This is a genomic window from Planotetraspora sp. A-T 1434, assembly GCF_025420585.1.
GTDB lineage: Bacteria > Actinomycetota > Actinomycetes > Streptosporangiales > Streptosporangiaceae > JAOEGB01.
Map to the genome: position 1 here is coordinate 83045 of NZ_JAOEGB010000020.1, position 24400 is coordinate 107444.

Sequence of the window (24400 nt, forward strand, 5' to 3'; positions counted from 1 at the left end):
CCCAAGGCGACATCCCTCTGGCTAGTTTCGGGACACCCCCGCCCGTTGGGCGCTGATGTCGCAGGTAGAAGGAGTCACTCGTGCGAGTGCTGGCCGTTGTCCCCGCCCGCGGAGGTTCGGTGGGCGTCCCCCTGAAGAACCTGGAGAAGGTGGGAGGCACCCCGCTCGTCGCGCGAGCCGTCTCGGCGTCTCTGCGCGCCGCGCTGGTCGACGAGGTCGTCGTCAGCACCGACCACCCCCGGATCGCCGAGGTCGCCGCCGAGGCGGGCGCCCGGGTCGTGGACCGCCCGGCGGACCTGAGCGGCGCCACCGCCTCCAGCGAGTCGGCCGTCCTGCACACCCTGGGAAGCCTGGACGAGGACCCGGAGGTCGTCGTCCTCGTGCAGTGCACCAGCGCCTTCATCGACCCCGAGGACCTCGACGCGGCCGTCGCGAAGGTTCTCGCGGGCGAGGCCGACTCGGTGTTCTCCGGCACGGAGACCTACGAGTTCGTCTGGACGGGCGACGGCGACGGCGTCAACCACGACCCCGCGACCCGGCCCCGCCGCCAGGACCGCGAGCCCCACTTCCGCGAGACCGGCGCGTTCTACGTCATGCGTACGGCCGGCCTGCGCGAGCACGGGCATCGCTTCTTCGGCAAGGTCGCCGTGCAGCCCGTCCCCGCCCGGCACGCGGTCGAGATCGACACCCCGGAGGACCTGGAGATCGTCCGCGCCCTCGCCCCGATCGTGGACGAGCCGCTCCCGATCGACGTGGACGCCGTGGTCACCGACTTCGACGGCGTGCACACCGACGACCGGGCGTTCGTCGACTCCGACGGCCGGGAGATCGTCGCGGTCAGCCGGTCGGACGGCATGGGCGTCGCCCTCCTCAAGCGGTCCGGCGTCAAGGTGCTCGTGCTGTCCACGGAGCGGAACCCCGTGGTCGCCGCCCGCGCCGCCAAGCTGGGCGTGCCGGTGATCCAGGGGCTCGGCGCCAAGCACACGGCCCTGCGCGACTGGCTGGCGGGCGAGGGCCTCGACCCCGAGCGGGTGGCCTACGTCGGCAACGACGTCAACGACCTGGCCTGCATGGCCCTGGTGGGCTGGCCGGTGGCCGTGCCGGACGCGCACCCCCGCGTCCGGGCCGCCGCCCGCGTCGTGCTCTCGACCCCCGGCGGGGCGGGAGCCGTACGGGAGCTGTCCGACCGGGTGCTCGCCGCCCGCCCGGCGGTGAGCGACACCACTCCGATCAGCACCCCGATCAGCACCCCGATCGGCACTCAGATCACGGCCGCGTCCGTCACCGCCAGGCCGGTGGCGGCGAGCCCGGCGCCGGTGCGGATCGGCGACTCGCTGGTCGGAGCCGGGCAGCCGGTCTACATGATCGGTGAGATCGGCATCAACCACAACGGCGACATCGACATCGCCCGCAGGCTGATCGACGTGGCGGCCGACGCGGGCTGCCAGGCCGTCAAGTTCCAGAAGCGGACCCCGGAGATCTGCGTGCCGCTGGAGCAGCGCGGCCAGATCCGGCAGACGCCGTGGGGCGAGATGACCTACATGGAGTACAAGATCCGGACTGAGTTCGGCCTGGACGAGTACACCGCGATCGCCAAGTACTGCGCGGAGCGCGGCATCGACTGGTTCGCCTCCCCGTGGGACGTGCCCTCCGTCGAGTTCCTGGAGGAGATGGAGGTGATCACCCACAAGGTGGCCTCCGCCTCGGTGACCGACCACGAGCTGCTGGGGGCCCTCGCGGCAACCGGCAAGCCGATCATCCTGTCCACCGGCATGTCGACCCTAGAGGAGATCGACAAGGCGGTGGAGATCCTCGGCACCTCCAAGCTGGTGCTGATGCACGCCACCTCGACCTACCCGCTGCCGCCGGAGGAGGCCAACCTCCGCACGATCGTCACCCTCCAGGAGCGGTACGGCGTGCCGGTCGGCTACTCCGGGCACGAGCGCGGCCTGCAGATCTCGCTCGCGGCGGTGACGCTCGGCGCGGTGACCGTGGAGCGGCACATCACGCTGGACCGCACGATGTGGGGCTCCGACCACGCCGCGTCCCTGGAGCCCAGCGGGCTGGAGCACCTCGTCCGGGACATCCGGATCATCGAGACCGCCCTCGGTGACGGCGTCAAGCGCGTCTTCCCCGGCGAGGAGGCCCCCCGGGCCCGCCTGCGCCGGGTCACCGCCTGACCTCGCGGAGGGATCATGGTCACACTTTCGGTGATCGTGCCGGTCCGGGACGGCGAGCCGTACCTGGGCGACGCACTGGCCTCGCTGGTCCGCAACAGGCCGCGCGACTTCGAGTTCGAGGTCGTCGTCGTGGACGACGGGTCGGTGGACGCCACGCCGGCGGTGATCGAGGACTTCCGGCATGACCTGCCGGAGCTGGCGGTCGCCCGCAACGCGGTCCCCGTCGGGCTGGCGGACGCCCGCAACATGGGCCTCAAGCTGGCCTCGGGCCGGTACGTCACGTTCCTCGACGGAGACGACTGGTTCGCGCCGGGCTATCTGGCGCGGCTGGTCGCGGCGATCGACGGGCTCGGCTGCGACTTCGTCCGCGTGGACCACGTCCAGGTGGAGGGCCGCAAGCGGGAGACCCACCGGGCGCCCGAGCCGAGGCGCGGCGTCGTGCTGGACCCGCGCGACGGCATCATGCCGGCCGGCTACAAGACGATGGTCGACTACCCCTACGCCTGGGCCGGGATCTACCGCCGGGAGCTGGGCGACCTCCTCACGTTCCCGAGCGGGCTGCACACCGCCGAGGACCGCCCGTGGATCTGGCGGCTCCACCGGCGGGCCCGGTCGTTCGCGGTGGTGTCGCTCGCCGGGCTGTTCTACCGGCGCGGCGTCCCGGCCTCGCTCACCCAGATCGGGGACGAGCGGCAGCTCCACTTCTTCGACGCCTACGACCTGATCCTGGACGAGGTGGAGCCGGAGTTCCTGCCGAAGGCCGCCCGCAACCTGTGCGCACTCCTCGCCCACCATGCCGAGCTGGCCGGCAGGTTCACGCCCGCGCTTCGGGCCCGCTTCGACGAGCGGGCCGCCGCGACGCTGGGGCGGCTGCCCGCGGAGATCCTGACCGGCGCGCTCGGCGGCATGGAGCCCGAGGGCGATCGCCGGGCCCTGCTGGAGCCGTACGTCCCGGGAGGGATCCGTGCCTGACAGATCACGGCTGTTCTACGCGTCGACGTTCTTCGGCGCCATGACACTCGCCGCGGCCATCGACGAGGGGCGGTTCGGCCCCACACCGGCGAGCTCCACACCGGCGAGCTCCACACCGGCGAGCTCCACACCGGCGAAGCGGGGCCGCCGCGTCCTCCTGGTGTCCAACAACGCCGCCATCCCCGAGATCACGCCGCCGCTCGACGAGGCCCCCGGCTTCGCGGCCCTGCGCGGCAGGTTCGACCAGGTCATGTCCTGGAACGAGCTGATCGCGCCGCTGCACCCGTCCGACTGGAAGGCCCGCGCGATCGAGACGCCGATGCTCGGCCGCCTGCTCGGGGAGCGGTTCGGGGAGGTCGGCGAGCTGGTCCTGGAGTCGATCCCGGTGCCCCCGACGCGGACGATCGCCGGGCTGCTCAAGGAGACCCCGATCACCGTCTACTCCGACGGCCTCATGAGCTACGGCCCCACCCGCGACCCGCTCCCCCACGAGATCAGCGGGCGGATCACCCGCCTGCTCCACCTCGATCTCGTGCCGGGCCTCGCCCCTCTGCTTCTCTCCGAGTACGGCGTGCCGGCCGAGGCCCTGTCCGGCTCGTCCTTCACGACCGTCGTGCGCCAGGTCTCGGTCGGCGACAGCGTGCCGCGGGCGCAGGCCGTCATCCTGGGGCAGTACCTCTCCTCGCTCGGCATCCTCACCCCGCAGGAGGAGGCCGGGCTGCACGAGCGGATGCTCCGGGCGCTGGCGGCGCGCGGGCACCGGACGGTGCTTTTCAAGCCGCACCCCGCGGCGGGGCGGCGGCACGCCCGGGAGCTGCGGCCCGTGGCCGGCGAGCTGGGCGTCGAGCTGGTGGTGGCGAGGGAGACCACCCCGGCCGAGGTCTGCTTCGCCGTGAACCGCCCCGAGCTGGTCGTCGGGTGCTTCTCCACGGCGCTGGTGACCGCGCGGCGCTTCTTCGGCATCCCGGTCGCGACGATGGGCGGCGAAACCGTTCTCGAACGGCTCTCACCGTACGAGAACAGCAACCGGATCCCGGCGACGATCGCCGACGCCGGCCTCCCCCGGCTGGAAGCGGACGGCTCGATCACCGAGCCGCCCCCCGCTGACCTGAGCGCCCTGGTGAGCGCCGTGGGCTACTGCATGCAGAGCGCGGCCTACCCGGGCCTGCGGGAGGCGGCGACGCGCTATCTGGAGGCAAACGGCGCGGCGCGCTACTTCAAGGGCCGCCGCCTGGCGGCGCTGGAGCTCGCCTCCGACCAGCGGCAGCTCCGCCCCGCCTCGCGGCTGCGCCGCCTTCTCTCGCGCTGAGGAGGACCTTTCGCGCTGAGGAGAACCGTCAGGGGAACACAGCCGCCCGTCAGATGGTTCAGCTTTCAACTAACTTCTGACTGGAGGCGCGAGATGACCACACCGACCCTCGTCCCAGGCGTCGACATCCGGCGCGCCGGCGAGCGGGACCGCACCACGATCTCCTGGCTGGACTCCCGGCACTCCTTCTCGTTCGGCGGGCACCATGACCCCGGCAACACCCACCACGGCGTGCTGCTGGTGAACAACGACGACATCGTCAAGCCCGGCACCGGCTTCGACACCCATCCCCACGCGGACATGGAGATCGTCACCTGGGTCCTGCGGGGCTCGCTGGTCCACCAGGACTCCGAGGGCCACTCCGGCGTGATCTATCCCGGCCTGGCGCAGCGGATGAGCGCGGGCACGGGGATCCTGCACTCCGAGAAGAACGACTCCTGGCGCCTGCGCGGCGGTGACGAGCACACCCAGCCTGTCCGCTTCGTGCAGATGTGGGTGGTCCCCGACGAGGCGGGCATCGACCCCGGCTACGAGCAGCTGGAGATCGACGGCGAGTTGCTCGGCGGTCGCCTGGTTCCGGTCGCCTCGGGCATGCCGGGTCACGACTCGGCGATCCGGATCAAGAACCGCTTCGCCGCCCTGCATGTGGCGCGGCTGCAGCCGGGTGAGACAGCCGAGCTGCCCGACGCCCCCTATCTGCACCTGTTCGTGGCGCGCGGCGGCGTCGCGCTGGAAGGAGCGGGGCCGCTCGCCGAGGGCGACGCCGTGCGCTTCACCGCGACGGGCGGTCAGCGGGTGACCGCGACCGAGCCCTCCGAGATCCTGGTCTGGGAGATGCACGCCACGATCAGAATGTCTTGAAACTCAGAATGTCTTGATGGCTCAGAAGGTCTTGAGGTATCGGCGCATGCGGCGCTTGGCGCGATAGCCGTACCTCAGCACCTTGGGCGGGACCTCCAGGCGGAGCCGGGCGCGGCGGCGGGCGGTGGCGTGCTCGGGCCCGTCCAGGACGGACCTCGCGGGCACGTGCCGTCCCGCCCGGGCGTCCTCCACCAGCGCGGAGATCCGGGCGATCCAGTCGCTCGCCGAGGCGTCGTGGAAGTAGTTGGCCCGGCACCACTCCTCAGTGGGCATGCGGAAGCCGGCCTTGGCCAGGTCCTCCATCGTGCCGAGGCAGCCGCTGCCCTCGAAGACGAGGTTGATCATCTCGGCGCTGACCCCGAAGTCGGACAGCACGAGCAGCGGCACCCGCCGCGCGATCGCCTCCAGCGCGGCGGTCGAGCTGACCGTGACGAACCCGGCGGCGTGGGTGAGATGCTCGTGCATCGCCCCGGCGGCGAAGCTCACCGCATCCCGGGGGACGTCTTGGGGGAGGCGGCCCTCCTCGGCCATCTCCGTCCAGAGCGTCTCGTAGTGGTGCCGCTCGTTGTGCGTCTGCCGCTCGGATTCGCGGGCCCTGAGCTTGACGACGACGTCGAGGTCCGGCCGGGCCACGGCCAGCGCGGCGAGCGCGAGCAGGACCTCTTCCCGCTCCTCCCGGCGGCGCGGCACCTTCGCCTGGGTGGCGAAGACCACCCGGTCGCGCCGAGCGGGTCCCCCCTGGGGCGCGGGGGCGCTCAGGTCGAGGTACGGCAGGCGGGCCAGCGCGACCCCGCCGCCACCCCCCAGCTCGCGGCCGATGGCGGAGAACTCCGCCACCTCCCGGCCGCTGTGCACGACGAACAGGTCGCAGCCGCTGCGGTAGAGCCACGCCTTCTCGGTGGCGGGCACGGAGATGCCGGGCAGCCCCGACACGAACACCGGGCGGGGCCGCAGGTCGGAAAGGATCTCCGCGGCGAGCGCGTCGACGACCGGGCCGGTGCAGGCGAGCAGCACCACGTCGGGCCGGAACCGCTCCGCCGACCTGCGGAGCCGGCGCGCGGACAGGACCGGCGCGGGCGCGCTCCGGGTCCCGCTCACGGCCGCCTCGATCTGGCCGTCCGACGGCGTGATCGGCGTGCGGACCACGGTCAGCTCCGTGATCCACGACGCGGGGAGCGCGTTCAGAAGGCCCGCGGCCCACTTCAGATACGAGTCGGAGTCGGCGACGGCGAGCACGCGGGTCAAGGAGCAACCTTTCGCGGGGTTTCATGAGCGAAGAGCTGGAGATGCGAGCGCAGGGACGGACCGGCCGAGGCGGTCCACCAGTCGTCGGGGACGTCCACGGTGTCCACGGAGACGCCCCGGGCGGACAGCAGCACGCGCAGCGACGTCACGGCGGTGGACGGCAGGCTGAGCACGCGCTGGCCGGGGCGCAGGTCCCGCAGGGTCATCTCGGCGGGGATGCCCGCGTCGTAGACGGTGAGGCCGGAGATCCGCCGCACCCGGTCGAGGTCACGCGGGTCCTCACGGCGGTGGGGGTAGTAGGCCACCGGCTCCTCGATGCGCTCCAGCCAGTGGAGGTAGCGATCGCGGTGGATCAGCCCGTTGCGGACGAGTGAGGTGCCGAGGACGACCGTGCGCTCGTCCGGCGGCCGGTCGGCCGGCTTCGACCGCAGCCAGGCGAAGTCGTGCCCCACCAGCTCGGCCCCCGTGTCCCGCACGGCCTGGCCGAGCTCCTCCGGCACGGGAAGCGCGGTGAAGACGGTCAGGTTCCTGCTCCGCAGGCGGATCCCGGCGGCGGTCGCGAGCACCGTGCGGCCGAGGCCGGCCTTCCCCCGCGCCCGCAGCAGCGGCCGGCGCGCGGTGACCAGTTCGAGCAGGCGGATCGTGGCGAGGCCGTCGTCGACCAGGACCGTGCGGCCCGGAATCGAGGTGACCAGCGCGAGCTGGACCCGGCCGGAGAAGGCGTCGCCCACCACCCACGTGCGGCTCGGCCTCGGCATGCGGCCCGCCGGTTCGTCGAACTCCAGGCCCTCGGGAAGACCCAGCCGCTTGAGCTCGCGGCGCGTCAGCCTCAGCGCGGGCAGCCCGGCGCGCGGCACCACGCGCGTGGTGCTCCCGAGGAGCCCGGCGTGGTGCGCCTCGACGACGCACAGAAGCTGCAGAGGGGACTCGACCCAGGCGACGGCCGGTCCTACGTTCCGTAAAGACCCGTTCACGACGCGCTCACGATATCCCGTGAAGAAGACACGAGCGGGAACACGCGGTGAACAGACCCCGAAGGGATCACCATCCCGCGTTGGGGCAGCATGGGGGCATGGACACCATCACTTTGAACAACGGCGTCGTCATGCCGCAGCTCGGCTTCGGCGTCTGGCAGATCCCCGACGACGAGGCCGAGAAGGCCGTCGCCACGGCGCTGGAGGCCGGCTACCGGAGCATCGACACCGCGAAGCTCTACTACAACGAGGAGGGCGTCGGCCGCGCCCTGCGGGTCTCCGGGATCCCCCGCGACGAGTTCTTCGTCACCACGAAGCTGTGGAACGACGAGCACGAGTACGACAAGGCGCTGCGCGCGTTCGACGCGAGCATGGAGCGGCTCGGCCTCGACGTGCTGGACCTCTACCTGATCCACTGGCCGGTCCCGTCTCGCGGCAGGTACGCCGAGGCGTGGAAGGCCCTGGAGAAGCTCTACGCCGACGGGCGGGTCCGGGCCATCGGCGTGTCGAACTTCACGATCGAGACGCTGCGGCGGCTGTTCGACGAGACCGGCGTGGTGCCCGCGCTCAACCAGGTCGAGCTGCACCCGCAGTTCCCGCAGCGGGAGCTGCGCGCCTTCCACGCCGAGCACGGCATCGTCACCGAGGCGTGGAGCCCGCTCGGGCAGGGCCGGGGGCTGCTGGATCTGCCCGAGCTCGCCGACATCGCCGCGAAGTACGGCAAGAGCCCGGCCCAGGTGGTGCTGCGCTGGCACCTCCAGATCGGGAACGTCGTCATCCCGAAGTCGGTGACACCGTCCCGGATCGCCGAGAACATCGACGTCTTCGACTTCGAGCTGAGCGCCGCCGACATGGCGGCCGTCGACGCGCTCGGCAACGGCCGGCGGCTCGGCCCGGATCCGGCGGTCTTCGACTGGATGGGTTAACCCTGGCGGTTACGCGTTTCCGCTGACAGGGGCACGGCAATGCTTTAGGCCGTGCCCCTGTTCAGAGGATGGTGTTCCTGGCTCGCCGTCATGCTGGTGCTGGTCGCCACGCTGGCCGGAGCCGCCCGCGGGGAGCCCGCGGCCCCTCACCGTCCGAACATCGTGCTGATCCTGACGGACGACCTCGACACCACCGATCTCCAGAGATTTCCGAACATCTACAACCTGCTGGTCCGGCAGGGCGCGTCGTTCTCGCACTTCTTCGTCACCAACCCGTGGTGCTGCCCGTCCCGGTCGTCGCTCCTCCGCTCGCAGTACGTCCACAGCCACCAGGTGGAGAGCAACCGGTCCCCGACCGGGGGTTTCCCGAAATTTCGTTCTATGGAGTCATCCACCGTCGGGACGTGGATGCACGACGCCGGCTACCGCACCGCACTGTTCGGCAAGTACCTGAACCAGTACCCGTCCGGCGCGCCCCGGTCCTACATTCCGCCCGGGTGGGACGAGTGGGCGGTGCCGGTCACCCGGCTCTACCAGGAGTACGGCTACGCGCTCAACGAGAACGGGACGGTCTTCCAGTACGGCGACGCCCCGGGCGACTACCTGGAGGACGTCCTCAGCGGCAAGGCTGACCGGTTCGTCGCGGAGAACGACCCCTTCTTCCTCTACCTCGCGCCCGTGGCGCCCCACCTGCCGGCCCACCACGCTCCGCGCCACGACGCGGCGTTCAGCGGGGAGCCCGCGCCGCGGACGCCCTCGTTCGACCAGGAGGACATGTCCGCCGAGCCGCTCTGGCTGCGGGACAGGCCGCACCTGTCGGCGAGGGACGTGAAGCGGATCGACCGCGTCCACCAGAACCGGATGCGCGCCATGCTCGGCGTGGACGACATGGTCGGCGCCCTTGTCTCGTCGCTCGCCCGCGCGGGGCGGCTCGACGACACCTACATCTTCTTCACCTCCGACAACGGCTTCCATCTCGGCCAGCACCGGCTGCTCCCGGGCAAGACGACCCCGTTCGAGGAGGACATCCGCGTCCCGATGGTGGTGAGAGGGCCCGGCATCGCCCCAGGCAGCACGATCGACCGCCTCGCCTCCACCGTGGACCTCTCCCCCACGTTCGCCGAGCTGGGCGGGGCCGCCACGCCGGATTTCACCGAGGGCCGCTCGCTCGTCCCGCTCCTCCAGGGGCGGGAGGTGCCGTGGCGCGACGCCCTGCTCGTGGAGTTCGTCCACGCGGCCTACTCCCCGGACTGCCCCCCGACCTATAACGCGCTGCGCACCGACCGGTACAGCTACGTGGAGTACGAGACGGGTGAGCGGCAGCTCTACGACCTGTACGCGGACCCCGGCGAGCTGCGCAACATCGCCGCGACCGCCGACCCGGTCCTCGTCGGCACGCTGTCCGCGCGCCTGGCCGTACTGCACGAGTGCAGTGGCGGGAGCTGCCGGATCGCCGACGCCGCCCAGCTGTGGCTGAGGGCCCGCATGGCCCGGGGGCCGCCCGGCGGCGCCCCCAAACAGTGAGCAGCGAGCAGTGAAGTGAGCGGTCAGACCTCGCGGCCGCCGTCCCTTCCGGGCGGCGGCCGCCTTGGGACCCACCTGGTGACGCGCGCCTCGGCCTGAGCTGTCAAGATCGTGAGTATGGAGATGACCCCCCTGCCCGGCTACACACTTCTCGGTGGCGGATACCACGCCGTGATCAGCGAGCGTGGCGGGGCGTTACGGTCCCTGCGCCACGGCGACCGGGATCTGGTGACGGCGTGGGGCGAGGACGAGCCCATCCCCTACTACAGCGGCACCCTGCTCGCCCCCTGGCCGAACCGGGTCGCCGGCGGGGCCTACACCTTCGGAGGCGCGCGGCACGGCCTGACCGTCAACGAGCCCGAGCGTGGGCACGCGCTGCACGGCCTGGCCGCCGACCGCCCGTGGACGTGCGCGGAGTTCCTCTCCGCGGAGGACGAGCACGGTTTCGTACGGCTGACCCACACGGTCGAGCCGGCCCCTGGATACCCGTTCCGGATCGCGCTGGAGGTGCGGTACGCGCTGTCGGCCGAGGGGCTGACGACGACGCTGACCGCCACGAACATCGGCGAGACTGCCGCGCCGTACGGCTGCGGCTCCCACCCGTGGCTGCTGGCCGGGGCCGACGTGCGGGACTACGAGCTCGACCTGCCCGCGTCGCGCGTGCTCCTCACCGACGAGTCACTGGCCCCCCGAGCCGTCGAGGACGTGGCGGCGACGCCGTACGACTTCCGGAGCCCGCGCGTGATCGGGGACACCGCGATCGACAACGCCTTCACCGGGCTCACCACCGGGCGCATACGGCTCCGCGGCCCGGACGGCGAGGTGGAGGTGCTCTGGGACGCGGCGGCGATGCCCTGGGTCCAGATCTGCACCGGCACGGGGCTCGCCCACCGAGGGCTGGCGGTGGAGCCGATGACGTGCCCGCCCGACGCGTTCAACTCGGGCATCGACCTGGTCGTCCTCAAGCCGGGCGACACCCACCGAGCGACCTGGACCATCCGTGGATAGCAGAACCAAGAGGCGGCTCTCCCCCGCCCAGCTGGACGCGCTCGCCCTCGACGCCCTGGGCGCCGGGGTCGTGTCCTCGGAGGAACTGGCCGACGGCTTCGCCAACGCCGTGTGGCTGCTCGGCCTCGCGGACGGTCGCCGGGTCGTGCTCAAAGTGGGCCCGCCGCCGGACCTGCGGCTGCTCACCTACGAGCGCAACCTGCTGCGGACCGAGGCCATGGTCTACAGCCTCGCCGCCCCGCTCGGGCTGCCGCTGCCGTCCCTGCTGCACGCGGCCTTCGACGACCCGCGGCTCGGCGGCGACTACCTGATCCTGTCGGCGCTCGACGGCGTGCCGTGGAACCGGGCCTCGCTGGACCCCGCCGAGGAGGCCGCGCTGCGGTTCGAGGTCGGCCGTCACCTGGCCCGGCTGCACTCGATACCCGGCACGGGCGTCTTCGGCTACCCGTACGCCGGCCTGACCGGCCGGACCTGGCGGGAGGCGTTCCTCGCCATGACGGGGGCCATGCTGGAAGACGCCGTCCACTACGGGACACCGCTGCCCGTGTCGCTCGTCGAGATCGCCGGTCTCGTCCACGCCAACGCCGCCGCGCTCGACGAGGTCGTCACGCCGTCGCTGATCCACTTCGACGTGTGGCCGGGCAACGTGTTCCTGACGGAGGACAACCGCATCCAGGCGCTGATCGACCACGAGCGGGCGTTCTGGGGCGACCCGCTGGCCGAGTTCATCACTCCGACGATCTTCGGGGAGGTCCGGGACGACGACCCACTGCTGGTGGGCTACCGGGCGGCGGGCGGCACGATCCGGCTCACCGGGGCCGCGGAAATCCGGATCGCGCTCTACCAGGTCTACCTCTACCTGATCCTGCTGGTGGAGAACGGCCCCCGGCAGTATCCCGAGGAGTCCTACGCCCGCATCCGCGACCTGGCCACCCAGTCTCTGGCCCGGAGCCTCGACGTCCTCAGGCGTTGAGCACGAGGGAGCCGCAGCCGTTGCCCGTGTGGGGCTCGGAGTCTCCCGTCGCGGCGACGGCCGCCGGGACGCCGACCGTGAGCGAGGCCACGAGCGTCGTGACCATGACCGCCGCACCCATGCGCGTCACAGCACGGGTCGAGATGCCTGAACTCACGCGAACCCCCTGAAAGACGGCGGACCGACCACCAACGTATCTCCTGGAGGCCCTCCCGGGTAGGCCCATCCCCGTGAGATGATTTCAGTGGCTGTTGAATTACGGCTGTTGGGGTGGTGAGTTATGGAGACCACATGCGTCATCGCGGGCGGCGGGCCCGCGGGAGCGATGCTCGGACTGCTCCTGGCCCGCGCCGGCGTGGATGTGACACTTCTGGAGAAGCACGCCGACTTCCTGCGCGACTTCCGCGGGGACACGATCCATCCCTCGACGCTCCAGGTGCTCGACGAGCTCGGGCTTGCCGCGGAGTTCCACCGGCTGCCGCACCACAAGGCGTACGGCATGGCGATGGAGACCGATGACGGGCGGGTGCCGATCGCCGACCTGACCCGGCTCCACGCCAAATACCGCTACATCGCCTTCGTCCCGCAGTGGGACTTCCTCAACCTGATCACCGCCAAGGCGGCGGAGCACTCCAACTTCCGGCTCCTCATGAACGCCCAGGTCATCGATCTCATCCGGGAGGACGGGGCCGTCCGGGGCGTCCGCTACCGCGACGAGCCGGGCGGCGAGCACGAGATCCGCGCCACGCTCACCGTGGCCGCCGACGGGCGCGGCTCGGACGTCCGGCGGGCGGCGGGGCTCGTGCCCAAGGAGTACGGCGCGCCGATGGACGTGGTGTGGTTCCGCCTGCCGCGCCAGGAGGGGGACCCCGGGCAGCCGTTCCTCCGGGCGTCCTCCGGCCACCTGATGGTGGCGATCAACAGGGAGACGTACTGGCAGCTCGCCTACGTGATCCCCAAGGGCGGCTTCGACCACCTCAGGTCCGAGGGGATCGGCACGCTGCGCTCCACCGTCGCCCGGCTGCTGCCGTTCCTCGAGAACCGGGTCGGCCGGATCCGCGACTTCGGCGACGTGAGCGTGCTCCAGGTGGCCCTGAACCGGCTGAGCCGCTGGCACCTGCCGGGGTTGCTGCTGATCGGGGACGCCGCGCACGCCATGTCGCCCGTCTTCGGCGTCGGGATCAACCTCGCCGTGCAGGACGCCGTGGCCACGGCCAACATCGTGGGACCGGCCCTGTTGCGGGGCGAGGCTCCGGAGGCCCTGCTGGCCAAGGTGGAGCACCGACGGATGGTCCCGACCGTGATCACTCAGGCCGCCCAGAGGATGGTGCAGGACCGCCTGATCCGCCCGGCCCTGGACGCCAGGCCGCTCAGGGTGCCGCCGGTGGCCCGCCTCCCGGTCATCGGCCCGCTGGCGCGCCGCTTCGTCGGGCTCGGGGTCCTTCCGGAGCACGTGCGGCTGACTCAAAAAGGATCTCACTAGTTGGACGTCATGGGGGTCACGGCGGGGACGGTGCAATAACCTAGTCTGTCGTGAGCACTTTCAACCTTGATACCTGGCGTGACCTGCCCGCGGCCCAGCAGCCCGAGTGGCCCGACCGCGGCGAGCTGGACAAGGTCGTCGCCGAGCTGGAGGGCCTTCCTCCGCTGGTGTTCGCGGGCGAGTGCGACCAGCTGAAGGACCGGCTCGCGTCCGTCGCCAGGGGTGAGGCGTTCGTGCTGCAGGGCGGTGACTGCGCGGAGACCTTCGCCGCCGCCACGGCCGACAACGTCCGCAACAAGCTCAAGACGCTGCTGCAGATGGCGATCGTGCTCACCTACGCGGGCCGCGTCCCGGTCGTCAAGATCGGCCGCCTCGCCGGGCAGTTCGCCAAGCCGCGGTCGAAGAACACCGAGGTCAGAGACGGCGTCGAGCTGCCGGCCTACCGCGGCGACATGGTGAACGGCTTCGACTTCACCGCCGAGGCGCGCCGCCCGGATCCGGGCCGGCTGCTGCGGGCCTACCACTCGTCGGCCGTCACGCTCAACCTCGCGCGGGCCTTCACCAAGGGCGGCTACGCCGACCTGCGGCAGGTGCACGCCTGGAACCAGGACTTCGTGGCCGAGTCGCCCGCCGGGCGCCGCTACGAGCAGCTCGCCCGGGAGATCGACCAGGCCCTCGCGTTCATGCGGGCCTGCGGGGCGGAGCCCGAGGAGTTCCACACCGTCGAGTTCTACTCCTCGCACGAGGCGCTCATCCTCGACTACGACCGGGCGCTCACCAGGATCGACTCCCGGACCGGCCTGCCGTACGACGTGTCGGGGCACATGGTGTGGATCGGCGAGCGCACCCGGCAGCTCGACGGCGCCCACGTGGAGTTCTTCAGCCGGATCCGCAACCCGATCGGCGTGAAGCTCGGCCCGACGACCACGCCCGAAGAGGCGGTCGCGCTGATCGACAAGCTCAACCCCGACAACGAGCCGGGGCGGCTCACCTTCATCAGCCGCATGGGCGCGGGCAAGGTCCGCGACGCGCTCCCCACGCTGGTCGAGAAGGTCAGGGCCAGCGGCGCCAACGTGGCGTGGATCTGCGACCCCATGCACGGCAACACGTTCGAGGCGCCAAGCGGCCACAAGACCCGCCGGCTCGACGACGTCCTCGACGAGGTCGCGGGCTTCTTCGAGGTCCACCACGCGCTGGGCACCCACCCCGGCGGCGTCCACATCGAGTTCACCGGCGACGACGTGACCGAGTGCGTCGGCGGCGGGCACGGGCTCGCCGAGGAGGACCTGGCGCTGCGTTACGAGACGGCCTGCGACCCCCGGCTCAACCGCGGGCAGTCCCTCGACCTGGCCTTCCGGGTCGCCGAGCTGTACCGGTCGAGCTGACCCTCTCCCACAACAGAAGAGAAGCATGATGACGGATCCCCGGCCCGCCCCCGAGGGCGTGGACCCCACCACGCCGAACGTCGCCCGCATGTACGACTACTACCTGGGCGGCAAGGACAACTTCGCCGCGGACAGGGAAGCCGCCCAGCGGATCCTCAAGGTCTTCCCGGACACGCGGCTGTCCGCCTTGGAGAACCGGGCGTTCCTGGCGAGGGCCGTGGACTTCCTGGTGAAGGAGGGGATCCGGCAGATCGTGGACATCGGCTCCGGCCTGCCGACCCAGGGCAACGTGCATGAGGTCGCCCACCGGGCGGCGCCCGACACGCACGTGGTCTACGTTGACTACGACCCGGTGGTGGTGACGCACGCGCGGGCGATCCTCGGCCGCGGGGAGAACGTGTCGGTCCTGCAGGCCGACTTCCGGGAGCCCGACGTGCTCTTTCCGGCGCTGGACGGGCTGGTGGACCTCGACCGGCCCGTGGCGTTCCTGCTGTTCGCCATCCTCCACTTCATCCCGGACGGGGCCAAGCCGTACGAGATCGTGGGGCGGCTGCGGGACGCGAGCGCGCCGGGGAGCTACCTGGCGATCTCCCACGCGCGGGACGCCAGGCCCGACCTGACGCCCGACGCGCTGGAGGTCTACAACCGGGCGACCGCGTCTCTCGCGCTGCGCACGCACGCCGAGATAGAGCGGTTCTTCGACGGATACGAGTTGCTGGAGCCGGGCCTGGTCTATCCGGAGGACTGGCGGCCCGACGCCGGCCAGCCGAGGTTCTCGCGGACGGCGTCGGTCGGCTACGGCGGCGTCGGCCGCAAGCTCTAGGGCTCGCCTAGCTCTGCTTCGCCTCCTCCGCGATCTCGGCGCGGATCGCGTCCATGTCGAGGGCGCGGAGCTGGCTGATCAGGTCGTCGAGCGCCGGCGCGGGGAGGGCTCCGGGCTGGGCGAACACCACGATCCCGTCCCGGATCGCCATGATCGTGGGGATCGCGGTGATCTCGAACCCCTCGGACAGGGCCGGCTGAGCCTCAGTGTCGATCTTGCCGAAGGTGATGTCGCCGTTCTGCTCCGACGCCTTCTCGAAGATGGGTGCGAAACTGCGGCAGGGGCCGCACCAGGACGCCCAGAAGTCGAGCAGTACGATGCCCTTGTCGGCGATCTCGTTGAAGTTCTTCTCGGTTACCTCGATGGTCGCCACGGGCGACTCCTTTCGTCCGGCCTTCAGCGGGCATAACCACCCACACAGATCCAGCATTCCATTCCTGGTGATCCTCCTGGCGAAGGGAGCACCGGATGACCACACAGGCCGTTCGCCCCACACCGGTGCGGAACCGGAAGGGCAGCGTGCTCGCGTCCTGGCTGTCGAGCACCGACCACAAGGTGATCGGGCACATGTACCTGATCGCCTCGTTCTTCTTCTTCCTGGTCGGCGGCGCGGCCGCGATGGTCATCCGCGCCGAGCTGACCGCCCCGGGCATGCAGTTCGTGGACCTCCAGACCTACAACCAGCTTTTCACGATGCACGGCACGATCATGCTGCTGCTGTTCGCGACCCCGCTGTTCGCCGGGTTCGCCAACGAGATCATGCCACTGCAGATCGGCGCCCCAGACGTGGCGTTCCCCCGGCTGAACATGGTCAGCTTCTGGCTGTTCCTGTTCGGCGGGTTCATGGTGCTCGGCGGGATCTTCGCGGGCGGTGCGCCCGCCTTCGGCTGGACGGCCTACGCCCCGCTGAACCACTCGACCTACACCCCTCAACTCGGCGCCGACATGTGGGCCATGGGGCTGGCGCTGGCCGGGGTGGGCACGATCCTCGGCGCGGTCAACTTCATCACCACGATCATCGCGATGCGCGCCCCCGGCATGCACATGTTCCGGATGCCGATCTTCACGTGGAACGTGTTCTTCACGTCGATTCTCGTGCTGCTCGCGTTCCCGGTGCTCGCCGCCGCGCTGCTCGTCCTTGAGGCCGACCGGAAACTTGGCGCGCACGTCTTCGACCCCGCGTCCGGCGGCCCACTGATCTGGCAGCACCTGTTCTGGTTCTTCGGCCACCCGGAGGTCTACATCGTCGCGCTGCCGTTCTTCGGCATCGTGACCGAGATCATCCCGGTCTTCAGCCGCAAGCCGCTGTTCGGCTACGTGGGCATGGTCGGCGCGACCATCGCGATCACGGCGCTGTCGGTGACCGTGTGGGCCCACCACATGTTCGCCACCGGCCAGGTGCTCCTGCCGTTCTTCTCGCTCATGACGTTCCTGATCGCGGTGCCGACCGGGGTGAAGTTCTTCAACTGGACCGGCACGATGTGGCGCGGCCATCTCACGTTCGAGTCGCCCATGCTGTTCTCGGTGGGGTTCCTCGTGACGTTCCTGCTCGGCGGCCTCACTGGGGTGATCCTCGCGTCGCCGCCGCTGGACTTCCACGTGACCGACAGCTACTTCGTGGTCGCCCACTTCCACTACGTGCTCTTCGGCACCGTCGTGTTCGCGATGTTCGGCGGGTTCTACTTCTGGTGGCCCAAGTTCACCGGGAAGATGCTCGACGACCGGCTCGGCAAGATCCACTTCTGGATGGTCTTCATCGGCTTCCAGATGACGTTCCTGGTGCAGCACTGGCTGGGCGTCGAGGGCATGCCACGCCGCTACGGGGACTACTCCCCCTTCGACGGCTTCACGGGCCTGAACGAGATTTCCAGCGCGGGCGCGTTCCTGCTGGGCCTGTCCAACCTCCCCTTCCTCTACAACGTCTGGCGTACGGCACGGCGCGGGGAACGGGTCACCGAGAACGACCCGTGGGGCTTCGGCAACTCCCTGGAATGGGCCACCTCGTGCCCGCCCCCGCGCCACAACTTCACCTACATCCCGCCGATCCGCTCCGAGCGCCCGGCCTTCGACCTGCGCTACCCGCGGCTCGGCGGGAAACCGGGTGAGACCGCCACCGGGAAGCGTGACGCCCTGGACCCGACGGCGGACTGACCCCCTACGTGGTGAGTTACCGGGTGTTACAGGTTGAGCCCGATTAGGAGCGGGTCGTGGTCGGACGAGCGGAACGCGTCGGGCGCGTACAGGCCCGGCGGGTTGAACTCGGTGTTGTAGTCGAGGATCCGCGACTCGTCGGCGTTCACGTGCCAGATGGTCGCCCCGGTGACGCGCTTGAGGAGCGAGCCGCCTGCCAGCATGTGGTCGAGCTCGCCGGACAGCCCGTCGAAGAGGTAGCTGTACCGGGTGAACGCCGGGATGAACCTCTTCGAGACGCTGGTGAGGCCGCCGCCCTCCAGGGTGTGGATCGGGTCCTCCTCGCCGTACGCGTTGAGGTCGCCCAGGACCAGCGGGTTGGTCAGGTTCATGCTGTGGATCAGGCCGAGCACGGCCTGCGCCTGGCGGATCCGCTCGGCGTTGAAGCAGCTCTGGCCGTCGTTCTGGTCCAGGTCCGGCCCCGTGGCGCCGTCACATCCCTTCGACTTGAAGTGGTTCACGATCATCGTGAACGTCTGGCCGCCCTGCACCCGCCGGAAGCTCTGGATCAGCGGAGGCCGCCGGAACACCGGGTCGGTCGACGATCGCGTGGCCCCGACGGGCCGCAGCGTCGCCGGCTTGTAGATCGCCGCCACGTGAATGGCGTCCGTTCCCGGGAAGGGATGCGTCAGCGCGGCGTAGGTGCCCGCGCCCAGCTGTGCGTTCAGCGCGTCCACCAGCGCGTTCACCGCGGTCTGGCCGTTGTTCTCGACTTCCATGAGGCCGACGGCGTCGGCGTTGAGGCCTTTCAGCGTGGCGACCAGCTTGGCGAGCTGGCGCTGCTGCTCCTCGGCGGTGTTCGCGCCGCGCGAGCCCAGCGTGGTGAACCAGTTCAGCGTGTTGAGGCTCGCCACCCGCACGTCGCCGAAGACCGGCAGCGGCGCGGGCAGCCTCGGGTTCGTCCGGAGGAAGTCGATCGTCTTGGTCGGCTCCAGGCGGTACGTCCCGAACCCGTAGCTCAGCACGCCGGTGATCCCCAGCGCGGTGTCGCCCGCGCGGACCACCCGGGGCGATGTGTAGGGGACCGTGGCCGGGTTCTGCGTGTTCGACCCGTCGTCGATGAGCAGCGACCGGCGGGCGTTCAGCGCGGGGTCCACGCCGGTCCGGTCCGTCGGCTGGAACAGCCGTCCTTCGGAGGAGACCGTCACCTCGCCGAACCTGCCGAGGTTGTAGTGCTCCGACACCGTCAGCGGCTCGGGGAAGGTGACGAGCACGCTCTCCGACGGCTCGAAGGTGGCCCCCTCCGGCCTGGGCAGGCTGTACTTCTGCGGCGCGATCGTCCCGGTGCCGCACACGTCGAGGGCGGTGACCGGGGAGAGCTCGGTGAGTCCGTTGAACTCGGTCACCTTGCCCGTGACGAGCACCCGGTCGCCGACCTTGACGTCCTTGAACGAGGACCTGGCGAAGGCGAACAGGCCGTCCGAGGTGGCCGGGTCGGCGTCCGGCGTGGGGTCCTGGAAGAAGAAGCCGCTGAGCTGGGTGGTCTCCTGGAAGTCACCGGTCACCACGCCCTCGACCCGGACCGTCTGCCCGGCGAGCGGCGAGGCGTCCCCACTGCCCTGAACCTCCGCGATTTGCCGGTTCGCCGGCACGTCGCACGCCGCCGTCGGGGTCGGCGTGGGAGTTGATGTGGGGGTGGGCGGAACGGGGTCCGACGGGTTGGGGCTCGGCGAGACGGGAGCGGTCGGGCTCGGGGAGTCCGACGGGCTCGGGGAGTCCGACGGGCTCGGGGAGTCCGACGGGCTCGGCGTGTCGGACGGGCTCGGGGACTCCGACGGCGAAGGGCTGGGGCCGTCGCAGGGGGCGAGGGCCGTCGCGGTGTTGCGCGGCGCGGGGACGCCGGTCTGGAAGTCCGCGGCGTTGTCGTCGGTGTCGGCGCAGCCGCCGTTCGCCCGGAACCCGGCGGTGGTGTTGCTCAGCGCGGGGGCCGCGGCGCCCTCGAAGTAGTTGGCCGAGCCGTACCCGACGAGGTCGGCGATCTGGGCCTGCTGCTCGGGAGTGCAGGGGGTGGAGCCGCCGTTGCAGGCGAGCCCGGTGGCCGAGTGGACCAGGGCGACCTTGCCGGCGGTGCCGCTGAGGTTCAGGTTGCCGGTCGTGTCGGCCGGCGGCAGGGAGCCGCTGGGGGTCGTGCCCGCCGCGAGTTGGACGAGGTGATACTGCCCGGGGGCCAGCGAGCCCGCCAGGTCGACCTTGTTGCTGGAGAACGGCCCCGTGCCGGTGGCGCTGGCGTACTGCAGCGACCAACCGTCCAGGGACACGGTGGTGGCGCTCCGGTTGAACAGTTCGACGTAGTCGTTGGTCAGCGGCGCGCCGGCGTTGCCGCCCCCGCCGTACACCTGGCTGATCACCACGGTGCCGGGTGCGGCCGACGCAGGGGCCAGCGAGAGGGCCGTGACTCCGGCGGCCACGAGACCGACGGTCACGATCGCCGCCACCGCGCGGGCCGACCTCCGATGTGCGTGTTCATAAGCACGGAGTAAAAAAGGCATGACCCGGACTTTAGGCGCATGCCACCCTGATCTCTGGTCTTATGCGTGACTAAAGAATGAAATCGTATATATCTAACAATCAGCGGAGGCGGCGTACGTATGGGTGCTGCCGTTGCGCGGGAGCGAGCCGGATGCGAACGTCGAGGGCCTCGACGCCGTCCGGGCGGGCGACCACCGGGTCGAGATCGAGCTCCGCGACCTCGGGGAGGTCTTCGGCGAGGAGGGACAGCCGCATCAGCAGCCCGGCCAGCGCGACCGTGTCGACGGCGGGCCGTCCCTGTCCACCGAGCAGCAGCCGGGAGCCGCGCAGCGATCGGATCATCTCGTCGGCGTCCACGTCCGTGACGGGCGTGAGCCTGGCGGCCCTGTCTCCGAGGACGTCGGCGGCCATCCCGGCGAGGCCGAAGAGGACCAGCGGCCCGAAGACCGGCTGCTCGGCGACGCTCGCCCTGGTCTCGACGCCGGGCTCGGCCATGGCCTGGACGAGCATGCCGCGCGTCCGGCCTCCGAAGCGTACGGCCAGCCGCCCGCACGCCGCCCGCACCTCCTCCTCACCCCACAGGCCGCGCTCGACGGCCCCCGGCATGCTCTCGACGTCCCCGTTCCCGACGTGGGCTTGGGCGGCGACGTGGGCTTCGGCGGCGATGTGGGCCTTGACGGCGACGTGGCCGCCGAGCTCTCGCGCCGCGCGGGCCGCCTCGTCGGCCGTCGTGGCCCAGCGCCATGGGGTGACGGGGACGTCGTAGGCCTCCATCAGGTGGAACGCCTCCGCCGGGTCGAGCCGGCCGCCGGCGGGGTGGCGTTCGAGGAAGTGGCTGACGATGTCCGTCGCCGCCTCCCGGTCCGCCGCGAACTCGGGGACGACTCCGGGGGGCCGGGCCAGCCACGCGCCGTACCGGGACGCGTGGGCGATGGCGCCGGCGGCGCTCTCGGGGTAGCCGAAGATCGGCACGCCCCGCCGTACGGTCACGTTGCCGGCCTGGCCGAGCAGGACCACCGCCAGCGGGAGGGACGCCGGGAGGCCGAACAGGCCCTCGGTCGGGTCGCCGAGCGCCGTGGGCACCGCGATGGCGATGACGGCGTCGGCCTCACCCGAACGGGCGACGCGGGCGACGCACTCCCGCATCGTCGCCGGACCGACCGCAGGGGTGGTGTCGACCGGGTTGCCGCAGTCCGCGTCCACGGGAAGCAGGTGCTTCAGCTCGCGGCGGAGCCCCTCACTGAGCGGCGGGATCTCGAGGCCGCCCTCCGCGCAGGCGCGGGCGGCCAGCGCCCCGGCACCGCGGGCGCTGGACAGCACGGCGACCCGCCGCCCTCTCGGCACCGGCCGGGTGGCGAGGAAGGCGGCCGCCTCGACCAGCTCTCCCATGGTATCGGTGGCGACGATCCCCGCCTGGTGGAACAGGGCCGTCTGGCTGACCTCGGGTGCGGCCGGGGAGGCGGCCGGGGAGGGAGCCGGCGATGGCACGGCCAGCATGGTGAGGACCGGCATGGCCCGGGCCGCGGCCCTCGCCGTGCGGACGAACCGGCGCGGGTCCCCGTAGGACTCGAGTTGGAGGATCGCCAGCCGGGTCCGCTCGTCCGACCGCCACCACATGAGCATGTCACTGCCGCTCACGTCACATTTGTCGCCCAGTGCGGCGAACGAGGAGACCCCGATGCCGGTCCGCGCCAGGTGTTCCAGGAGCGCGATGCCGACGCCGCCCCACTGGACCGCCACTCCGGCCACCCCCGGCAGGAGCGGCGTGGCGGCGAAGGTCGCGTTGAGGCCTTCCGTGGCGATGCCCAGGCTGCCGGGGCCGACCAGGCGCATGCCGTACCTGCGGCAGATCCGCAGTAGGTCGGCCCCCGCCTCCTGGTCGAGCCGGGCGGTGACCACGAGCGACTGGGCTCCGCACCTGCCGCAGTTCTCGGCCGCCTGGCGGACCTCCGGGGCCGCGACCGTGATCACGGCCAGGTCCGGCGGCTCCGGGAGGCCGGCGAGGCCCGGGCCGACGCCGTAGAGCCGCCCGCCGAAGCCGGATGCGTTGCCGAGCACCGCGTCGCCGATGGAGCCGGGTGACTCGCTCGCCCCGACGACCGCCACGGAGCGCGGCCGGAACAGGGACGACAGGCTGGCGACGATGGCGCGGCGTTCCCGCTCGGCGATGATCTCGAAGTACCGGTCGTCCATGGCGAGCGGCATCGTGATCTCCACGACCTCGCCGCCGGAACGGGTCCGCAGCGGAAGCGCGGTGTCGCTGAGCACCCTCGACACGGCGTGGTTCCACGCCAGCGTGTCGGCGGTGAACGTGTGGACGCCCCGTGAGACCGCGAGGGAGCCCAGGTGCTCCATCAGGAGGGTTCCGATCCCGCGGCCTTGCATGTGGTCGGGCACGGCGAAGGAAATCTCCGCGACGCCGTCGCCCATGACGTCGTAGCTGGCGATCCCCACCACCTCGTCCCGGAGGAGCGCCAGCAGCGCGCCGTGGCCCGGGTCCGTACGGCACAGCACGTCGGCCACGTCTGCCGCGAGGTCGCGATCGTCGCTGAAGAAGCGCAGGTAGAGGTTGCCGGGCGACATCCGCGCGTGCATCGCGCGAATCGCCGGGGCGTCGCCGGGCCGCGCCTGCCGGATCTCGACCGTGGCGCCGTCGGCCAGCAGTGCGTAGACCGGAGCGGTCATGACCGGACGACCGCTACCGGGCAGGGGGCGTGGTTCACTGTGGAGGACTTCGCGGCGCCGAGGACGAGCAGGGTGGCGCTCGCGGCGGCGCCGAGGAGGACCTCGCGGACCGGCCCCTCGACGCACTGGAGCCGGGTCTCCACGTCCGGGTACCGGCCGCGCCACGGCTCGACGGCGCGCTCCAGCAGTTCGACGGCCTCCTTGCCGGGGACGTCGGACATGACCATGGGGGCCATGCCGCTGCTCCACGCACCCACCGGGTAGCGCCAGGCGTGCACGGCCAGCAGCGGCAGGCACCGAAGCTCGGCCTCGCGGTAGGCGAAGGCCAGGACGTCGCCGTCGTCCCCGCTCACTGCCGCCACGATCGGGCCGGGATGCTCCGGGTGCGGCAGCGAGCCCGCTCCCCTGACGACGATGACGGGGCAGGCGGCGTGCCCGGCGACGTGCCCGGCCACCGACCCGGTCAGGGTCCTGGCGAGGCCGCCCAGCCCGCGCGAGCCCACCACGACGAGGTCGGCGCCCCGCGACAGCTCCACCAGCCGTTCGGCGGCGGGGCCCTCGAACAGGTCCTCGCGCACCCGCACGCCGCTGGTGCACTGACGGGCACACTCGGCCCCGTGCCACAGCACGTGCTCGGCGGCGTGGTGCAGCGATTTGCGGGCCTCCTCGTCGGCCTCGCCGTACGGCGAACGCCAGGCGTGGCAGACGGTGAGCGGCGTTCCGCGGAGCTCGGCCTCGTCCATCGCCCAGTCCAGAGCCTGCATGGCGAAGTCGGAGCCGTCGTATCCGACGACGACGCCGCCGGTCGCGGTCATCGGGTCCATGCCTTCATGGTCCGGCCGTGTCCGGCGGCGCGGCAGGGAGGAAGGTCCCGAACGGGGATGACCTCCGGCCCCCCGTGAGGGTTTACGCGCGGGTGCCGGCGAGCATCCCGGCCGAACGCCCGTGCGTCACGCCGGGCAGCACGACGACGACCGGGCAGTGCGCCCTGAGCAGGCAGGACGCCACCACCGGGTTGATCGCGGGATACGGCTGGGCGACGGCCTCATGCGCCCCGAGGACCAGCAGGTCCGCGCCGGCGGTCGCGCGGAGGAGCACCTGGACGGGCGTCCCCTCGACGACGACGGGGGTGACATGCGGCTCCCCGAGCTCCCGGACGGCCTGCTCGGCCATGTCGGAGGCGGCGCGGCGCTCGTCCTCGCGCGAGGTCCGGTTCGACAGCGGCGCGTAGGGGGCGTGTAAACCGCCCGACCACTCCCAGGCGTACACCGCCTCGACGCGCGCGTCTCGGAGGACGCCCTCCGCCGCGGCCCACCGCAGTGCGGCGGCCGAAGCCGCCGAGCCGTTGATTCCCACCACGATCTTCGCCTGGTCCACGTCCGCCTCGCTCTCC

General features: G+C 71.4%; 20 protein-coding genes. 12 read left to right on the forward strand and 8 right to left on the reverse strand.

Translation table 11 applies throughout. From position 1 onward, the window contains the following. Positions 1–80: 80 nt before the first annotated feature. From N5079_RS24445 to N5079_RS24460, 4 genes are all read left to right on the forward strand, one after another. Complete coding sequence (locus N5079_RS24445; RefSeq protein WP_261586358.1) at positions 81–2180, forward strand: N-acetylneuraminate synthase family protein; 2100 nt, start codon at positions 81–83, stop codon at positions 2178–2180. A gap of 15 nt (positions 2181–2195) precedes the next feature. Then, the gene (locus tag N5079_RS24450; RefSeq protein ID WP_261586359.1) at positions 2196–3152 is read left to right on the forward strand and encodes a glycosyltransferase family 2 protein; all 957 of its coding nucleotides are present in this window, start codon (positions 2196–2198) and stop codon (positions 3150–3152) included. Further along, positions 3145–4461, forward strand: coding sequence for an alpha-2,8-polysialyltransferase family protein (locus tag N5079_RS24455; RefSeq protein WP_261586360.1), 1317 nt, complete (start codon positions 3145–3147; stop codon positions 4459–4461). The genes N5079_RS24450 and N5079_RS24455 overlap by 8 nt, the downstream gene beginning before the upstream one ends. A 93-nt stretch (positions 4462–4554) precedes the next feature. After that, positions 4555–5322, forward strand: a complete 768-nt coding sequence (locus tag N5079_RS24460; protein ID WP_261586361.1) for a pirin family protein — start codon at positions 4555–4557, stop codon at positions 5320–5322. 21 nt (positions 5323–5343) lie between these two features. Here N5079_RS24460 and N5079_RS24465 read toward each other — a convergent pair whose 3' ends face one another. Both N5079_RS24465 and N5079_RS24470 read right to left on the reverse strand, forming a co-directional pair. Then, positions 5344–6558 (reverse strand): DUF6716 putative glycosyltransferase, encoded by a 1215-nt coding sequence (locus tag N5079_RS24465; protein WP_261586421.1) that lies wholly within the window; start codon positions 6556–6558, stop codon positions 5344–5346. 5 nt (positions 6559–6563) lie between these two features. Then, positions 6564–7541, reverse strand: a complete 978-nt coding sequence (locus tag N5079_RS24470) for a hypothetical protein (RefSeq protein WP_261586362.1) — start codon at positions 7539–7541, stop codon at positions 6564–6566. A gap of 98 nt (positions 7542–7639) precedes the next feature. Here N5079_RS24470 and N5079_RS24475 point away from each other — a divergent pair, with 98 nt between their 5' ends. The 4 genes from N5079_RS24475 (at position 7640) to N5079_RS24490 (ending at position 11972) form a co-directional block, all read left to right on the forward strand. Beyond that, positions 7640–8467: an aldo/keto reductase gene (locus N5079_RS24475; RefSeq protein ID WP_261586363.1), complete on the forward strand. Its 828-nt coding sequence runs from the start codon at positions 7640–7642 to the stop codon at positions 8465–8467. A 51-nt stretch (positions 8468–8518) separates the two neighbouring features. Further along, entirely contained in the window at positions 8519–9991 is a 1473-nt protein-coding gene (locus N5079_RS24480; protein WP_261586364.1) for a sulfatase, read from the forward strand. A gap of 117 nt (positions 9992–10108) precedes the next feature. Next, the gene (locus N5079_RS24485; protein WP_261586365.1) at positions 10109–10999 is read left to right on the forward strand and encodes an aldose 1-epimerase family protein; all 891 of its coding nucleotides are present in this window, start codon (positions 10109–10111) and stop codon (positions 10997–10999) included. After that, a complete protein-coding gene (locus tag N5079_RS24490; protein ID WP_261586366.1) occupies positions 10992–11972 on the forward strand; it encodes a phosphotransferase family protein in 981 nt (326 codons plus the stop codon). The genes N5079_RS24485 and N5079_RS24490 overlap by 8 nt, the downstream gene beginning before the upstream one ends. On the opposite strand, the gene N5079_RS24495 is transcribed toward N5079_RS24490, so the two are convergent. Next, positions 11962–12093, reverse strand: coding sequence for a hypothetical protein (locus tag N5079_RS24495; RefSeq protein ID WP_261586367.1), 132 nt, complete (start codon positions 12091–12093; stop codon positions 11962–11964). The two genes, N5079_RS24490 and N5079_RS24495, sit on opposite strands and share 11 nt — an antisense overlap. Before the next feature lie 159 nt (positions 12094–12252). Between N5079_RS24495 and N5079_RS24500 the strand changes: the two genes are divergently transcribed. Genes N5079_RS24500 through N5079_RS24510 form a run of 3 tightly spaced genes read left to right on the forward strand, consistent with a single transcriptional unit; the run spans position 12253 to position 15663 of the window. Beyond that, on the forward strand, positions 12253–13455 hold the full coding sequence (locus N5079_RS24500; protein WP_261586368.1) for an FAD-dependent oxidoreductase: 1203 nt from the start codon (positions 12253–12255) through the stop codon (positions 13453–13455). 50 nt (positions 13456–13505) lie between these two features. After that, positions 13506–14840: a class II 3-deoxy-7-phosphoheptulonate synthase gene (locus N5079_RS24505; RefSeq protein WP_261586369.1), complete on the forward strand. Its 1335-nt coding sequence runs from the start codon at positions 13506–13508 to the stop codon at positions 14838–14840. Between the two features lie 25 nt (positions 14841–14865). Beyond that, positions 14866–15663 (forward strand): SAM-dependent methyltransferase, encoded by a 798-nt coding sequence (locus N5079_RS24510; RefSeq protein ID WP_261586371.1) that lies wholly within the window; start codon positions 14866–14868, stop codon positions 15661–15663. 7 nt (positions 15664–15670) lie between these two features. On the opposite strand, the gene N5079_RS24515 is transcribed toward N5079_RS24510, so the two are convergent. Next, positions 15671–16036: a thioredoxin family protein gene (locus tag N5079_RS24515; RefSeq protein WP_261586373.1), complete on the reverse strand. Its 366-nt coding sequence runs from the start codon at positions 16034–16036 to the stop codon at positions 15671–15673. A 95-nt stretch (positions 16037–16131) separates the two neighbouring features. On the opposite strand from N5079_RS24515, the gene ctaD reads away from it, so the two are divergent. Beyond that, positions 16132–17814, forward strand: coding sequence for a cytochrome c oxidase subunit I (gene ctaD, locus N5079_RS24520; protein ID WP_261586374.1), 1683 nt, complete (start codon positions 16132–16134; stop codon positions 17812–17814). Positions 17815–17840: 26 nt separating this feature from the next. Here ctaD and N5079_RS24525 read toward each other — a convergent pair whose 3' ends face one another. From N5079_RS24525 to N5079_RS24540, 4 genes are all read right to left on the reverse strand, one after another. Beyond that, positions 17841–20342 (reverse strand): ExeM/NucH family extracellular endonuclease, encoded by a 2502-nt coding sequence (locus N5079_RS24525; protein WP_261586375.1) that lies wholly within the window; start codon positions 20340–20342, stop codon positions 17841–17843. A gap of 79 nt (positions 20343–20421) precedes the next feature. Then, a complete protein-coding gene (locus N5079_RS24530) occupies positions 20422–23007 on the reverse strand; it encodes a GNAT family N-acetyltransferase (RefSeq protein ID WP_261586376.1) in 2586 nt (861 codons plus the stop codon). Then, positions 23004–23831: a universal stress protein gene (locus N5079_RS24535; RefSeq protein WP_261586377.1), complete on the reverse strand. Its 828-nt coding sequence runs from the start codon at positions 23829–23831 to the stop codon at positions 23004–23006. The genes N5079_RS24530 and N5079_RS24535 overlap by 4 nt, the downstream gene beginning before the upstream one ends. Before the next feature lie 82 nt (positions 23832–23913). Continuing rightward, entirely contained in the window at positions 23914–24384 is a 471-nt protein-coding gene (locus N5079_RS24540) for a universal stress protein (RefSeq protein ID WP_261586378.1), read from the reverse strand. Between the last annotated feature and the right edge of the window lie 16 nt (positions 24385–24400).

Bases quoted from the DNA above. Each gene is read 5' to 3' on its own strand.
- N5079_RS24525 (WP_261586375.1), bottom strand. From the start codon at position 20,342: ATGCCTTTTTTACTCCGTGCTTATGAACACGCACATCGGAGGTCGGCC.
- N5079_RS24460 (WP_261586361.1), top strand. From the start codon at position 4,555: ATGACCACACCGACCCTCGTCCCAGGCGTCGACATCCGGCGCGCCGGC.
- N5079_RS24510 (WP_261586371.1), top strand. From the start codon at position 14,866: ATGATGACGGATCCCCGGCCCGCCCCCGAGGGCGTGGACCCCACCACG.
- N5079_RS24535 (WP_261586377.1), bottom strand. From the start codon at position 23,831: ATGGACCCGATGACCGCGACCGGCGGCGTCGTCGTCGGATACGACGGC.
- N5079_RS24475 (WP_261586363.1), top strand. From the start codon at position 7,640: ATGGACACCATCACTTTGAACAACGGCGTCGTCATGCCGCAGCTCGGC.
- N5079_RS24495 (WP_261586367.1), bottom strand. From the start codon at position 12,093: ATGGGTGCGGCGGTCATGGTCACGACGCTCGTGGCCTCGCTCACGGTC.
- N5079_RS24485 (WP_261586365.1), top strand. From the start codon at position 10,109: ATGGAGATGACCCCCCTGCCCGGCTACACACTTCTCGGTGGCGGATAC.
- N5079_RS24450 (WP_261586359.1), top strand. From the start codon at position 2,196: ATGGTCACACTTTCGGTGATCGTGCCGGTCCGGGACGGCGAGCCGTAC.
- N5079_RS24500 (WP_261586368.1), top strand. From the start codon at position 12,253: ATGGAGACCACATGCGTCATCGCGGGCGGCGGGCCCGCGGGAGCGATG.
- N5079_RS24530 (WP_261586376.1), bottom strand. From the start codon at position 23,007: ATGACCGCTCCGGTCTACGCACTGCTGGCCGACGGCGCCACGGTCGAG.
- ctaD (WP_261586374.1), top strand. From the start codon at position 16,132: ATGACCACACAGGCCGTTCGCCCCACACCGGTGCGGAACCGGAAGGGC.